Below are 14,476 nucleotides of genomic sequence, written 5' to 3'. Positions count from 1 at the left end.
CCCGACGGTGTTCAGCCAGGTCCGCGAGAGCGGCGGCGGTTTAGCCGCAAAGGGAGTGGGGCGCGTGCGCGTATTGGGGGTGGACCCCGGACTGACGCGATGTGGTGTCGGCGTGGTCGAGGGGGTCGCGGGCCGGCCGCTCACCATGGTGGGCGTCGGAGTCGTACGGACGCCCGTGGACGCCGAGTTGGGGCAGCGGCTCGTCGCGATCGAGCAGGGCATCGAACAGTGGCTGGACGAGCACCGGCCCGAAGTCGTCGCCGTGGAGCGGGTGTTCAGCCAGCACAACGTACGAACCGTGATGGGCACCGCACAGGCCAGCGCCGTAGCCATGCTGTGCGCCGCCCGCCGCGGCCTCCCCGTCGCCCTGCACACCCCCAGCGAGGTCAAGGCCGCGGTCACCGGCAGCGGTCGCGCGGAGAAGGCCCAGGTCGGCGCCATGGTGACCCGTCTGCTCCGGCTCGACGCACCCCCGAAACCGGCCGACGCGGCCGACGCCCTCGCGCTCGCCATCTGCCACATCTGGCGCGCCCCCGCCCAGAACCGACTCCAGCAGGCGGTCGCCCTGCACGCAGCCAACGCAACGAAAGGCCGTACGGCATGATCGCCTTCGTGAGCGGCACGGTCGCCGCACTCGCCCCCGACGCCGCCGTGGTCGAGGTCGGCGGTGTCGGCATGGCCGTGCAGTGCACGCCGAACACGCTCTCCACGCTCCGTCTCGGCCAGCCGGCCAAGCTGGCCACCTCCCTCGTCGTACGGGAGGACTCGCTGACGCTCTACGGCTTCGTGGACGACGACGAGCGCCAGGTGTTCGAACTGCTGCAGACGGCGAGCGGGGTCGGCCCGCGGCTGGCGCAGGCGATGCTGGCCGTGCACACCCCGGACGCCCTGCGCCGGGCGGTGTCCACGAGCGACGAGAAGGCCCTCATCGCCGTCCCGGGCATCGGCAGGAAGGGCGCCCAGAAGCTGCTCCTTGAGCTCAAGGACCGGCTCGGCGAGCCGATCGGCGCCCCGGCCGTCGGTACGGCGGTCACCTCCGGCTGGCGCGACCAGCTGCACGCCGCGCTGATCGGCCTCGGGTACGCCACCCGCGAGGCCGACGAGGCCGTGTCCGCCGTGGCACCGCAGGCCGAGGCGTCCGGGGGCACGCCCCAGGTCGGTCAGCTGCTGAAGGCGGCCCTGCAGACCCTCAACCGCGCCCGCTGACCCACCTGCGCCACCCCAGTTAGGAGATCTCAGTGAACTGGGACGACCCGACCGACGCCCCCGGCCCCGAGCGGCTGGTGGGCTCTGTCGCCGACCGCGAGGACCAGGCCGTCGAGGCGGCCCTGCGCCCCAAGGACCTGGACGAGTTCATCGGCCAGGAGAAGGTCCGTGAGCAGCTCGACCTGGTCCTGCGCGCCGCACGCGCGCGTGGCGCCACCGCCGACCACGTGCTGCTCTCCGGCGCCCCGGGCCTCGGCAAGACCACCCTGTCGATGATCATCGCGGCCGAGATGGGCGCCCCGATCCGCATCACGTCCGGCCCCGCCATCCAGCACGCGGGTGATCTCGCCGCGATCCTCTCCTCCCTCCAGGAGGGCGAGGTCCTCTTCCTCGACGAGATCCACCGCATGTCGCGGCCCGCCGAGGAGATGCTCTACATGGCCATGGAGGACTTCCGGGTCGACGTCATCGTCGGCAAGGGCCCCGGCGCCACCGCCATCCCGCTCGAACTGCCCCCGTTCACTCTGGTCGGCGCCACCACGCGCGCGGGCCTGCTGCCGCCCCCGCTGCGCGACCGCTTCGGCTTCACCGCGCACATGGAGTTCTACGAGCCCGCCGAGCTGGAGCGCGTCATCCATCGCTCGGCGAACCTGCTCGACGTCGAGATCCAGGCCGACGGTGCCGCCGAGATCGCCGGCCGCTCCCGCGGCACGCCCCGTATCGCCAACCGCCTGCTGCGCCGGGTGCGCGACTACGCCCAGGTCAAGGCCGACGGAATCATCACGCGGGACATCGCGGCGGCCGCCCTCGCGGTGTACGAGGTCGACGCCCGCGGCCTCGACCGGCTCGACCGCGGCGTGCTGGAGGCTTTGCTCAAGCTCTTCGGTGGCGGGCCCGTCGGCCTGTCCACCCTCGCCGTCGCGGTGGGGGAGGAGCGCGAGACCGTCGAAGAGGTCGCCGAGCCCTTCCTCGTGCGGGAAGGACTGCTCGCGCGTACCCCCCGAGGCCGGGTCGCCACGCCTGCCGCATGGGCGCACCTCGGCCTCACCCCGCCCCGCTCGGCCACTGCGGGAAACGGACAACAGGACCTGTTCGGGACGTGATGCCTTTGTGACGGCGCGGGCATTGGCCGGGCCAGGAACCCAGGTGCCATGCTGAGCGTTGTTCCATGCGCGTGGACTCGCTTAGACTCCGCCGATGCCGCCTTTGTCGGCGGTATACATACCCCCATCCATGAGGCCGCTCTCCATCGCGGTCGTGCGAAGGAATTCCGTCCCGTGAATATCACCATGCTCCTCCCGTTCATCGTGCTCATCGGGGCCATGTTCCTCATGACCCGCTCGGCCAAGCGCAAGCAGCAGCAGGCCGCCGCGATGCGTAACGAGCTGCAGCCCGGCAGCGGCGTCCGCACGATCGGGGGCATGTACGCGACGGTCAAGGAGGTCAACGAGGACACGGTCCTCCTCGACGCCGGCCCGGGCGTGGAGCTCCTCTTCGCGAAGAACGCCATCGGTTCCGTGCTCTCCGATGACGAGTACAACCGCATCGTGCACGGCATCGAGCACGACCTGAAGTCCGACTCCGACCTGGTCCCGGACGACGCCTCCTCCCTCACCGAGACCGACGACTCCGCCGACGAAGCTGCCGCCGCCTCCGACGACAAGTCCGTCGACCTCGACAAGAAGGACGCGCCCGAGGAGCCGGCCGACGACACCCCGGCCGCCGAGGCCACGTCGGACGAAGAGCCGAAGAAGACCGACGGCGACTCCGAGGCGAAGTAGTCACGTCCCCGGGGCGCGCGGCCGACCTCGCCGCGCCCCGGGTCGTGCGTATCTCGCACACACGGGGATCCCGACACCAGTCATGGCCGACCCCGCGCTGACCCGGCGCGGAGCGGCCCGAGAGGGAGTACGAGAAGGTGGCAGCACCTAAAAAGGGCCGGAGCGCGAGCGCCCAGAGCAAGCCGGGGCGCTCGCTGGCCCTCATCCTGATCGCCATCGTGGCGCTCACCGGAGGAATGTTCGCCTCCGGAAACACCACTCCGCGTCTCGGTATCGACCTGGCCGGTGGTACGAGCATCACGCTCCGGGCGGTCGCAGAGCCGGGCCAGGAGTCCGCGATCAACAAGACCAACATGGACACCGCGGTCGAGATCATGAACAACCGCGTCAATGGTCTTGGTGTCACGGAGGCCGAGGTTCAGACCCAGGGCAACAAGAACATCATCGTCAACATCCCCAAGGGCACGAACTCCAAGGAAGCCCGGAATCAGGTCGGCACCACCGCCAAGCTGTACTTCCGCCCGGTGTTCACCACCGAGGTCTCCGGCGCCGCCGCGACCAGCCCGTCGCCGAGCGTCTCCGGCAGCCCCTCGGGCAAGGCCACCGAGAAGGCCACGGGCAAGTCGACCCCGTCCTCCTCCGCGACCCCGTCGGCGACCGCCACCTCGCAGGGCCGCGCCGTCACCGGCGCCCTGAAGGCCGACGCGACGCCGAGCGCCACCGCCTCCTCGAGCGCGAAGACCTCCGCCTCCCCGTCCGCGAGCAGCAGCTCGTCCGGCAACCCGGCGGCAGCCAAGCTGCAGGCGCAGTACACCGCACTCGACTGCACGAACAAGAAGCAGCGCGCCACCGCCGGCAGGGGCGCCAAGTCCAGCGACCCGACGATCGCCTGCGGCCAGAACTCCTCGGGCCAGTGGCAGAAATACATCCTCGGCCCCGCCGAGGTCGACGGCACCGACGTCAAGAATGCCCAAGCCCGCTTCAACACGCAGACCGCCGCCGGCTGGACCGTCACCATGGAGTTCACGGGCAAGGGCTCCAAGAAGTTCGGCGACATCACCGGCAAGCTGGCCAAGAACCAGCCCCCGCAGAACCAGTTCGCCATCGTCCTCGACGGCAACGTCGTCTCCGACCCGTCCGTCAACCAGGCGCTGACCGGCGGCAACGCGGAGATCACCGGCAGCTTCAGCCAGCAGGAGGCCCAGAGCCTCGCCAACATGCTGTCGTACGGCGCGCTGCCGCTGACCTTCAAGGAGGACAGCGTCACCACGGTGACCGCCGCGCTCGGTGGCGAGCAGCTGCACGCCGGTCTGATCGCCGGTGCCATCGGCCTCGCACTGGTCGTCATCTACCTGCTGATCTTCTACCGCGGCCTGTCGGTCATCGCGATCCCCTCGCTGCTGGTCTCCGCGATCCTCACCTATGCGCTCATGTCGCTGCTCGGCGAGGCCATCGGCTTCGCGCTGAACCTGCCGGCGGTCTGCGGTGCGATCGTCGCGATCGGTATCACGGCGGACTCGTTCATCGTGTTCTTCGAACGCATCCGGGACGAGATCCGCGAGGGCCGGTCGCTGCGCCCCGCCGTCGAGCGGGCCTGGCCGCGCGCCCGGCGCACCATCCTGGTCTCCGACTTCGTGTCGTTCCTCGCCGCCGCGGTGCTGTTCATCGTCACGGTCGGCAAGGTCCAGGGCTTCGCGTTCACGCTCGGTCTGACCACCGTGCTCGACGTGGTCGTCGTCTTCCTGTTCACCAAGCCGCTGATGACGATCCTCGCCCGCAAGAAGTTCTTCGCGAACGGCCACAAGTGGTCGGGCCTCGACCCGAAGGCACTCGGCGCCAAACCGCCTCTGCGCCGCACTCGTCGTCCCTCCGCCCCCGTCGACCCGAAGGAGGCGTGAGATGTCGAAACTCGGCAGCCTCGGCGCCCGTCTGCACCGCGGTGAGGTCGGCTACGACTTCGTCGGCAACCGCAAGATCTGGTACGGCATCTCGATCCTGATCACCATCACGGCCGTCCTGGGCCTGGCGGTGCGCGGCCTGAACATGGGCATCGAGTTCCAGGGCGGTGCCGTCTTCACCACCCCGAAGGGCATGACAGCCTCGGTCGCCAAGACCGAGGGGTACGCGCAGGACGCGTCCGGCCACGACGCGGTCGTCCAGAAGCTCGGCGACGGCAGCCTGCGCATCCAGATCGCGGGCATCGACACCGACAAGTCCGACGCGATCAAGGACAAGCTCGCCAAGGACCTGAACGTCAACAGCGAGAACATCAACGCCGACCTGGTCGGCCCCAGCTGGGGCGACCAGATCGCCAACAAGGCCTGGCAGGGCCTGGCGATCTTCATGGTCCTCGTGGTGATCTACCTGGCGATCGCGTTCGAGTGGCGGATGGCGGTCGCCGCGCTGGTCGCCCTGATCCACGACATCACCATCACGACCGGCATCTACGCCCTCGTCGGCTTCGAGGTCACGCCGGGCACGGTGATCGGTCTGCTCACGATCCTCGGTTACTCGCTCTACGACACGGTCGTCGTCTTCGACAGCCTCAAGGAGCAGACGAAGGACATCACCAAGCAGACCCGCTGGACGTTCAGCGACGTCGCCAACCGCTCGATCAACAGCACCCTGATGCGGTCCATCAACACCACGGTGGTCGCGCTGCTGCCGGTTGCGGGCCTGCTGTTCATCGGTGGCGGGTTCCTCGGCGCCGGCATGCTCAACGACATCTCGCTGTCGCTGTTCGTCGGCCTCGCGGCCGGTGCGTACTCCTCGATCTTCATCGCCACGCCGCTCGTCGCCGACCTCAAGGAGCGTGAGCCGCAGATGAAGGCGCTCAAGAAGCGCGTCCTCGCCAAGCGCGCCCAGGCCGCGGCGGAGGGCGGGCCGCTGGAGGCCGAGACCGCGCACGAACGCTTCGACGACGAGCCGGAGGACGCCGCTCACGCGGTCGTCGGCCCGCGCAACCAGCCGGCTTCGCGCAACCGCGGTCGTGGCCGTCCCTCCGGGAAGCGCCGATGACCGGCATCGAGGAGCTGCTGCTCAGCCGCATCCGTGACGTGGCCGACTACCCGGAGCCGGGCGTGATGTTCAAGGACATCACCCCGCTGCTGGCGGACCCGGCGGCCTTCACGGCGCTCACCGACGCGCTCGCCGAGATCGCCGCGAACACGGGCGCCACCAAGGTCGTCGGCCTGGAGGCCCGTGGCTTCATCCTCGGCGCCCCGGTCGCGGTCCGCGCCGGCCTCGGCTTCATCCCCGTACGCAAGGCGGGCAAGCTCCCCGGAGCCACCCTCGGCCAGTCGTACGACCTGGAGTACGGCTCGGCGGAGATCGAGGTGCACGCCGAGGACCTGTTCGCCGACGACCGCATCCTGATCGTCGACGACGTCCTCGCCACGGGCGGCACCGCCGAGGCCTCCATCCAGCTGATCCGCCGCGCGGGAGCCGAGGTCGCCGGCCTAGCGGTCCTGATGGAGCTCGGCTTCCTCGGCGGCCGCGCCCGCCTGGAGCCGACCCTCACCGGAGCCCCGCTGGAGGCCCTGCTCACCGTCTGACCCCACGGCACACATCCACAACGAACGGCCGCCCCGGCTCTCCCGGGACGGCCGTTCGCACATCACCGACCTGGTTCCCGCCGGCGACACTCGTACCAGGTGTCCCCACGCCCGCAGGCTTGAGCTCGACGCCGGGGCCGCACTGTACGGACGACCACACGGCGGCCGGAAAGTTGAACGCGGAGATCACACCGACTACGCCCAGCGGACGCCGCCACGCTCCGTGGCAAGCACCCCCACGCAAAGTCGCACTACGCGCCCCCGCGCAAGCGCCCGGCTCGCACTCCGCACAAGACCACGCCGTGCAGACGGCCCGCGCTTCCGCCTCCGGCCTGGCCCCGTCCAGGCCGGCCACGCAAGAGCGGCCCGCACGCCGCATGAGTGCTCGGCTGGTGCTCGGGCCATGCTGCGCGGACTGTCGCGCTCCGGCGTGAGCGCCCGGGGTGCACACCACGCCTGGGTCCCCGCGAGCGGCCCGCGCACCCGTGCGGGCGCTCGGACTTCCCTCCCGCGCAAGGGCCGTGCCCCGCCCCCGGCCACCCGCAGGACACCCCCGGATCACCTCGAAGCCGCCTCCCGGAATCCGGCAGCAGTCCCTTGTGTTTCTTCGGTAGACGGCCCTCACATTGGCCTGAAGGCGATCCTGCGGCCCAGGATCGCTACCATGGGGTCTCCGGAGCCTGACCGGGGGACCCGGATCGCGCACGAGGAGTCCTCTTGCCAGACGAGGCCCAGCACCTGACCGCCGCCAAGCCCGAGTCCGCCTCGGCAGCCGCGGCCAAGCCCGCGCCGAACACGCCGCACGCGAAGAACGACACCCGCGGGCCGGTCGAGCACGCCCAGTCCGCGCCCGTCGACAAGTCGGCCGAGGAGTCACGCCCCAAGCCCCCGCCACCCGAGCGCCCCACGCCCACCCCGGCGGTGCGCCCGAACACCGGCCAGCCCGCCCGCTCCGGCTCCTCCAACCGCGTCCGCGCCCGTCTCGCCCGCCTCGGTGTCCAGCGCTCCAACCCGTACAACCCGGTCCTGGAGCCGCTGCTGCGGATAGTGCGCAGCAACGACCCGAAGATCGAGACGGCGACGCTGCGGCAGATAGAGAAGGCCTACCAGGTCGCCGAGCGCTGGCACCGCGGCCAGAAGCGCAAGAGCGGCGACCCGTACATCACGCACCCGCTCGCCGTGACGACGATCCTCGCCGAGCTGGGCATGGATCCTGCCACCCTCATGGCCGGCCTGCTGCACGACACCGTCGAGGACACCGAGTACGGCCTCGACCAGCTCCGCCGCGACTTCGGCGACTCGGTCGCGCTGCTCGTGGACGGCGTCACCAAGCTGGACAAGGTCAAGTTCGGCGAGGCCGCGCAGGCCGAGACCGTGCGCAAGATGGTCGTCGCCATGGCCAAGGACCCCCGCGTCCTGGTCATCAAGCTCGCCGACCGCCTCCACAACATGCGCACCATGCGCTACCTCAAGCGCGAGAAGCAGGAGAAGAAGGCGCGCGAGACCCTCGAGATCTACGCGCCCCTCGCCCACCGCCTCGGCATGAACACCATCAAGTGGGAACTGGAGGACCTCGCCTTCGCGATCCTCTACCCCAAGATGTACGACGAGATCGTACGGCTGGTGGCCGAGCGGGCACCGAAGCGTGACGAGTACCTGGCCATAGTGACCGACGAGGTCCAGCAGGACCTGCGCGCCGCCCGCATCAAGGCGACGGTCACCGGCCGCCCGAAGCACTACTACAGCGTCTACCAGAAGATGATCGTCCGCGGCCGTGACTTCGCGGAGATCTACGACCTGGTGGGCATCCGCGTCCTCGTCGACACGGTCCGCGACTGCTACGCCGCCCTCGGCACCGTGCACGCGCGATGGAACCCGGTCCCCGGCCGGTTCAAGGACTACATCGCGATGCCCAAGTTCAACATGTACCAGTCACTGCACACGACGGTCATCGGCCCCAACGGCAAGCCCGTCGAGCTGCAGATCCGCACCTTCGACATGCACCGCCGCGCCGAGTACGGCATCGCCGCGCACTGGAAGTACAAGCAGGAGGCCGTGGCCGGCGCCTCCAAGGTGCGTTCGGACGCACCGAAGGGCGGCGGCAAGGACGACCACCTCAACGACATGGCGTGGCTGCGCCAGCTGCTGGACTGGCAGAAGGAGACCGAGGACCCGGGCGAGTTCCTGGAGTCCCTGCGCTTCGACCTGTCGCGCAACGAGGTCTTCGTCTTCACCCCGAAGGGCGACGTCATAGCGCTCCCGGCCGGTGCCACCCCTGTCGACTTCGCCTACGCGGTCCACACGGAGGTCGGCCACCGGACCATAGGAGCACGGGTCAACGGCCGCCTCGTACCGCTCGAATCCACCCTGGACAACGGCGACTTGGTGGAGGTCTTCACCTCCAAGGCGGCCGGCGCGGGCCCCTCCCGCGACTGGCTCGGCTTCGTGAAGTCGCCGCGCGCCCGCAACAAGATCCGCGCGTGGTTCTCCAAGGAACGCCGCGACGAGGCGATCGAGCAGGGCAAGGACGCCATCGTCCGCGCCATGCGCAAGCAGAACCTGCCGATCCAGCGCATTCTCACCGGCGACTCGCTCGTCACGCTCGCGCACGAGATGCGCTATCCGGACATCTCCGCGCTGTACGCGGCGATCGGTGAGGGCCATGTCTCCGCGCAGAACGTCGTGCAGAAGCTCGTCTCCGCGCTCGGCGGCGAGGAGGCGGCCACCGAGGAGATCGACGAGTCGGTCCCGCCGTCCCGCGGCCGTAGCCGCAAGCGGCGCTCCAGCGCCGACCCGGGCGTGATCGTCAAGGGCGTCGAGGACGTATGGGTCAAGCTGGCCCGCTGTTGTACACCCGTCCCCGGCGACCCCATCATCGGCTTCGTCACGCGCGGTAGCGGAGTATCGGTTCACCGCAGCGACTGCGTCAACGTGGAGTCACTGTCCCGCGAGCCCGAGCGCATCCTCGAGGTCGAGTGGGCGCCCACCCAGTCCTCGGTCTTCCTGGTCGCCATCCAGGTCGAGGCCCTGGACCGCTCCCGGCTCCTCTCGGACGTCACCCGTGTCCTGTCCGACCAGCACGTCAACATCCTCTCCGCGGCCGTCCAGACCTCCCGCGACCGCGTGGCCACCTCCCGCTTCACTTTCGAGATGGGCGACCCGAAGCATCTCGGCCACGTCCTGAAGGCGGTACGTGGCGTGGAGGGCGTCTACGACGTGTACCGCGTGACGTCGGCGCGCAGCAGGTCGTAGCAGAGTCAGTCCTGCGACGCAGACGACGAGAAGGGGCCCGTACCTCGCGGTACGGGCCCCTTCTCCACGCAACAGGTGTCAGCCGCCGAACTCCTGCAGGCCCTTCAGCGCCTGGTCCAGGAGCGCCTGGCGGCCCTCCAGCTCGCGCTCGAGCTTGTCGGCCCTGGCGTTGTTGCCCTGGGCGCGGGCCTGCTCGATCTGGCCCTTCAGCTTGTCCACGGCGGCCTGGAGCTGACCGGTGAGACCCTCGGCACGCGCGCGTGCCTCCGGGTTCGTCCGGCGCCACTCGGCCTCCTCGGCCTCCTGAATCGCCCGCTCCACGGCGTGCATCCGGCCCTCGACCTTCGGGCGCGCGTCCCGCGGTACGTGACCGATGGCCTCCCAGCGCTCGTTGACCGAGCGGAACGCGGCCCGCGCCGCCTTGAGGTCCGTGACCGGGAGGATCTTCTCGGCCTCCTCGGCCAGCTCCTCCTTCAGCTTCAGGTTCTCCGACTGCTCGGCGTCCCGCTCGGCGAAGACCGAGCTGCGGGCGGCGAAGAACACGTCCTGGGCGCCGCGGAAGCGGTTCCACAGGTCGTCCTCGTGCTCGCGCTGAGCGCGGCCAGCGGCCTTCCACTCCGTCATCAGCTCGCGGTAGCGCGCTGCCGTCGGACCCCAGTCCGTCGAGCCGGACAGCGCCTCGGCCTCGGCGACCAGCCGCTCCTTGGCCTTGCGGGCCTCCTCGCGCTGCGCGTCCAGCGAAGCGAAGTGCGCCTTGCGGCGCTTGGAGAACGCCGACCGGGCGTGCGAGAAACGGTGCCACAGCTCGTCGTCCGACTTGCGGTCAAGCCGCGGCAGCCCCTTCCAGGTGTCCACCAGCGAGCGCAGCCGCTCACCGGCCGCCCGCCACTGGTCGGACTGCGCCAGCTGTTCCGCCTCGGCGACCAGGGACTCCTTGGCGTTCCGTGCCTCGTCGGACTGCTTCGCGCGCTGCTGCTTGCGCTCCTCACGGCGCGCCTCGACCGTCGCGACGAGCTTGTCCAGCCGCGTCCGCAGGGCGTCCAGGTCGCCGACCGCGTGGTGCGCGTCGACCTGCTCGCGGATGTGGTCGATGGCGGCCTGCGCGTCCTTCGCAGACAGGTCGGTGGTCTTCACTCGCTTCTCGAGGAGGCCGATCTCGACAACCAGGCCCTCGTACTTGCGCTCAAAATAGGCCAGCGCCTCCTCAGGGGAGCCGGCCTGCCAGGAACCGACGACCTGCTCGCCGTCGGCCGTACGCACGTACACGGTCCCCGTCTCGTCGACGCGGCCCCACGGGTCGCTGCTCACAGCGCCTCCTCCACATGATGCCTGCGAGGGGCGTCAGTGCCCCCGGGCATCGTCCACAGTTTCGTCACGGCCAACATAGGCGACCGGCGGGTTGCCTGTCCGCATCCCGCGCGACCGAAATTTCGCACTTGACGGTCAGGATTTGGTGACCGTCGCCTTGTTGATCACCACGGTCGCATTGGGTGCCGTATTGCCCGTCGTGGGGTCCGCGGCCTGCGCGCCTGCGGCGGCGATCTTCTTGAGAACCTTCATGCCCGCCGGGGAGATCGTGCCGAACGGGGTGTAGTCGGGCGGCAGCGGACTGTCCTGGTAGACCAGGAAGAACTGGCTGCCGCCGGTGTTGCGGCCCTGCTTCGTCTGTGCGTTGTACTGGTTGGCCATGGCGACCGTACCCGCCGGGTACACCTGGCCCTTGAGGCTCTTGTCCTTGAGGTTCTCGTCCGGGATCGTGTAGCCGGGACCGCCCATTCCGGTTCCCTGTGGATCGCCGCACTGCAGCACGTAGATGCCCTGGGCGGTCAGCCGGTGGCACTTGGTGTGGTCCAAGTAGCCCTTGCCGACGAGGAAGTTGAACGAGTTGACGGTGTGCGGCGCCGCCGACGCCTTCAGCGCGATGTCTATGTCACCGCACGTCGTGGCCAGATCCATCGTGTACTTCGCCGACTTGTCGATGGTCATCGCCGGCTCCTTCTTCCAGCTCAGCTTCTTCACCGAGCCCTTGGCCGGCTTCGCGCACGGGTCCGGCGCCTTGCTGGTCGCGGCGGCGCTGGGGGACGTCTGCGAGCTCGCGTTGGCCTTGTCGTCGCCCTTGTCGCCCTTGAGGACCCCGGTCGTGTACAGCGCCACACTGCCGATGACGACCACACCGAGCACCGACGCGATCACGGAGTTGCGCATCTTCGCCTTGCGCCGCGCGGCCGTACGGCGCTGCTGCTGGCGCAAGAACTTCTCGCGGGCGAGCTGACGCTTGCGCTGTTCCTGGGTGACCACCGGGTTCTCTCCTCATGCGTCTCGTACGTGGACCGGTACGCGTGTGTCTTGTGAGCCGACCGCCTGCGTGTGCCCCGTACCGTATATGGGTTCGCTGAGGAATCGGCAGCGCCGGTAGGCTCTGAGGTCAGCAGCAGCCGCCCGTATCGACACAACGAAGGACGATCGTGCTCATTGCCGGGTTCCCCGCCGGGGCCTGGGGGACGAACTGTTATCTCGTCGCCCCCGCCGCCGGTGAGGAGTGCGTGATCATCGACCCGGGCCATCAGGCCGCCCAAGGAGTCGAGGAAGCGCTGAAGAAGCATCGGCTCAAGCCCGTCGCGGTCGTCCTCACCCATGGCCACATCGACCATGTGGCCTCGGTCGTACCGGTGTGCGGCGCGCACGACGTACCGGCCTGGATCCACCCCGAGGACCGCTACATGATGGCGGACCCGGAGAAGGCGCTCGGCCGCTCCATCGGCACGCAGCTCATGGGCGAGCTGACGGTGGGGGAGCCCGACGACGTCAAGGAGCTGACCGACGGCGCGCAGCTGGCGCTCGCGGGTCTGGAGTTCTCCGTCGCGCATGCGCCCGGCCATACCAAGGGGTCGGTGACCTTCCAGATGCCCGAGAGCGCGGAGATCCCATCCGTGTTCTTCTCCGGGGATCTGCTCTTCGCCGGCTCCATCGGACGCACCGACCTGCCCGGCGGTGACATGGCCGAGATGCTCGACTCGCTGGCCCGTGTGTGCCTGCCGCTCGAGGACTCGACCGTGGTGCTGTCCGGCCACGGCCCCCAGACGACCATCGGCCAGGAGCGCGCCACCAACCCGTATCTGCGGCAAGTGGCCGCAGGCCGCCAGGGAAACAGCGCGGAGCCTGCTCCCCGACGAGGAATGTGACGAGACTTTCCGTGAGCACCTTCAAGGCCCCCAAGGGCACGTACGACCTGATCCCGCCGGACAGCGCCAAGTTCCTGGCGGTCCGCGAGGCGATCGCCGCGCCGCTGCGCAACTCCGGTTACGGCTACATCGAGACGCCCGGCTTCGAGAGCGTCGAGCTCTTCGCACGCGGTGTCGGCGAGTCCACCGACATCGTGACCAAGGAGATGTACGCCTTCGAGACCAAGGGCGGCGACAGGCTCGCCCTGCGCCCCGAGGGCACGGCGTCCGTGCTGCGCGCGGCGCTGGAGGCCAACCTGCACAAGCTGGGCAACCTGCCCGTCAAGCTCTGGTACTCGGGCTCCTACTACCGCTACGAGCGTCCGCAGAAGGGCCGTTACAGGCACTTCTCGCAGGTCGGTGCGGAGGCGATCGGTGCGGAGGACCCGGCGCTGGACGCCGAGCTGATCATCCTGGCGGACCAGGCGTACCGCTCGCTGGGCCTGAGCAACTTCCGGATTCTGCTCAACAGCCTGGGCGACAAGGAGTGCCGTCCCGTCTACCGGGCCGCGCTGCAGGACTTCCTGCACGGACTCGACCTCGACGAGGACACCCTCCGCCGCGCCGAGATCAACCCGCTGCGGGTCCTGGACGACAAGCGCGAGTCGGTCCAGAAGCAGCTCGGGGACGCCCCGCTCCTGCGTGACTACCTCTGCGACGCCTGCAAGGCGTACCACGAGGAGGTCCGTGAGCTGATCACGGCGGCGGGCGTCGTTTTCGAGGACGACCCGAAGCTGGTGCGCGGCCTGGACTACTACACCCGTACGACCTTCGAGTTCGTCCACGACGGTCTGGGCTCCCAGTCCGCGGTGGGCGGCGGCGGCCGTTATGACGGCCTGTCGGAGATGATCGGCGGTCCGGCCCTTCCGTCCGTCGGCTGGGCGTTGGGCGTCGACCGCACGGTCCTCGCCCTGGAGGCGGAGGGTGTCGAACTCGAACTCCCCTCCACGACCAGCGTGTTCGCGGTGCCGCTGGGGGAGGAGGCGCGCCGGATCCTGTTCGCGAAGGTCGCCGAGCTGCGCAAGCTCGGCATCGCGGCGGACTTCTCCTACGGTGCGAAGGGACTCAAGGGCGCCATGAAGAACGCCAACCGCAGCGGCGCCCGCTACACGGTCGTCGCGGGGGAACGCGACCTCGCCGAGGGCGTCGTCCAGCTCAAGGACATGGAGTCCGGCGAGCAGACGGCGGTCGGGGTGAACGAGATCGTGGCGGAGCTGGAGGCCCGTCTCGGCTGAGGCCCGCGGCGGAGCCGCTGATGATTGCAGTCGCCCCCGCCGCCCCCACCCGTTCCCGTCCCCTGGGGGCTCCGCCCCCAGACCCCCGATCGGCCTGAACGGCCTCGTCCTCAAACGCCGGACGGGCTGAAAAGATCAATCCCCGGTCGGCGAAAATCAGCCCCAGTCCGCAAAATGCAGCCCCTCCGGCGTTTGAGGAGCGGGGGTCCGGGGGCTGGCCCCGGGTC

At 69.6% G+C, this 14,476-nt stretch carries 12 protein-coding genes; 10 read left to right on the top strand and 2 right to left on the bottom strand.

Annotation, left to right across the window (positions count from 1 at the left end):
- Positions 1-64 precede the first annotated feature (64 nt).
- The 8 genes from ruvC to relA all read left to right on the top strand — a co-directional run bounded on the left by ruvC (position 65) and on the right by relA (position 9,793).
- Positions 65-604 carry a crossover junction endodeoxyribonuclease RuvC gene (gene ruvC, locus EDD92_RS09510; protein WP_099927474.1) on the top strand — a complete coding sequence of 180 codons (540 nt, stop codon included), beginning with the start codon at positions 65-67 and terminating at the stop codon, positions 602-604.
- Positions 601-1,206, top strand: coding sequence for a Holliday junction branch migration protein RuvA (gene ruvA, locus EDD92_RS09505; RefSeq protein WP_123963895.1), 606 nt, complete (start codon positions 601-603; stop codon positions 1,204-1,206). Before ruvC ends, ruvA begins: the two co-directional genes overlap by 4 nt.
- A gap of 32 nt (positions 1,207-1,238) precedes the next feature.
- A complete protein-coding gene (gene ruvB / locus EDD92_RS09500; RefSeq protein ID WP_115909327.1) occupies positions 1,239-2,309 on the top strand; it encodes a Holliday junction branch migration DNA helicase RuvB in 1,071 nt (356 codons plus the stop codon).
- 186 nt (positions 2,310-2,495) lie between these two features.
- Positions 2,496-2,987, top strand: a complete 492-nt coding sequence (gene yajC / locus EDD92_RS09495; RefSeq protein ID WP_399185392.1) for a preprotein translocase subunit YajC — start codon at positions 2,496-2,498, stop codon at positions 2,985-2,987.
- Between the two features lie 137 nt (positions 2,988-3,124).
- On the top strand, positions 3,125-4,885 hold the full coding sequence (gene secD / locus EDD92_RS09490) for a protein translocase subunit SecD (protein ID WP_123963893.1): 1,761 nt from the start codon (positions 3,125-3,127) through the stop codon (positions 4,883-4,885).
- A gap of 1 nt (position 4,886) precedes the next feature.
- Positions 4,887-6,005, top strand: a complete 1,119-nt coding sequence (gene secF, locus EDD92_RS09485) for a protein translocase subunit SecF (protein ID WP_123963892.1) — start codon at positions 4,887-4,889, stop codon at positions 6,003-6,005.
- Positions 6,002-6,541 carry an adenine phosphoribosyltransferase gene (locus tag EDD92_RS09480; protein ID WP_123963891.1) on the top strand — a complete coding sequence of 180 codons (540 nt, stop codon included), beginning with the start codon at positions 6,002-6,004 and terminating at the stop codon, positions 6,539-6,541. The genes secF and EDD92_RS09480 overlap by 4 nt, the downstream gene beginning before the upstream one ends.
- 717 nt (positions 6,542-7,258) lie before the next feature.
- Positions 7,259-9,793, top strand: a complete 2,535-nt coding sequence (gene relA / locus EDD92_RS09465; protein WP_123963888.1) for a GTP pyrophosphokinase — start codon at positions 7,259-7,261, stop codon at positions 9,791-9,793.
- A 78-nt stretch (positions 9,794-9,871) separates the two neighbouring features.
- Here the strand turns inward: relA and EDD92_RS09460 are convergent, their stop codons facing one another.
- Positions 9,872-11,101 carry a DUF349 domain-containing protein gene (locus tag EDD92_RS09460; protein WP_123963887.1) on the bottom strand — a complete coding sequence of 410 codons (1,230 nt, stop codon included), beginning with the start codon at positions 11,099-11,101 and terminating at the stop codon, positions 9,872-9,874.
- A gap of 135 nt (positions 11,102-11,236) precedes the next feature.
- Positions 11,237-12,091, bottom strand: coding sequence for a peptidylprolyl isomerase (locus EDD92_RS09455; RefSeq protein ID WP_123963886.1), 855 nt, complete (start codon positions 12,089-12,091; stop codon positions 11,237-11,239).
- Positions 12,092-12,258: 167 nt separating this feature from the next.
- On the opposite strand from EDD92_RS09455, the gene EDD92_RS09450 reads away from it, so the two are divergent.
- Together EDD92_RS09450 and hisS are read left to right on the top strand one after the other, a co-directional pair.
- Positions 12,259-12,975 (top strand): MBL fold metallo-hydrolase, encoded by a 717-nt coding sequence (locus EDD92_RS09450; RefSeq protein WP_123963885.1) that lies wholly within the window; start codon positions 12,259-12,261, stop codon positions 12,973-12,975.
- A gap of 11 nt (positions 12,976-12,986) precedes the next feature.
- Positions 12,987-14,249, top strand: coding sequence for a histidine--tRNA ligase (gene hisS / locus EDD92_RS09445; RefSeq protein ID WP_123963884.1), 1,263 nt, complete (start codon positions 12,987-12,989; stop codon positions 14,247-14,249).
- Positions 14,250-14,476 lie beyond the last annotated feature (227 nt).

This window comes from Streptomyces sp. TLI_185, from assembly GCF_003814765.1.
GTDB lineage: Bacteria > Actinomycetota > Actinomycetes > Streptomycetales > Streptomycetaceae > Streptomyces.
The sequence above is the reverse complement of the archived record's forward strand: the minus strand, read 5'-3'. Positions and strand labels throughout refer to the sequence as shown.

Bases quoted from the DNA above. Each gene is read 5' to 3' on its own strand.
- ruvA (WP_123963895.1), top strand. From the start codon at position 601: ATGATCGCCTTCGTGAGCGGCACGGTCGCCGCACTCGCCCCCGACGCC.
- yajC (WP_399185392.1), top strand. From the start codon at position 2,496: ATGCTCCTCCCGTTCATCGTGCTCATCGGGGCCATGTTCCTCATGACC.
- secF (WP_123963892.1), top strand. From the start codon at position 4,887: ATGTCGAAACTCGGCAGCCTCGGCGCCCGTCTGCACCGCGGTGAGGTC.
- EDD92_RS09480 (WP_123963891.1), top strand. From the start codon at position 6,002: ATGACCGGCATCGAGGAGCTGCTGCTCAGCCGCATCCGTGACGTGGCC.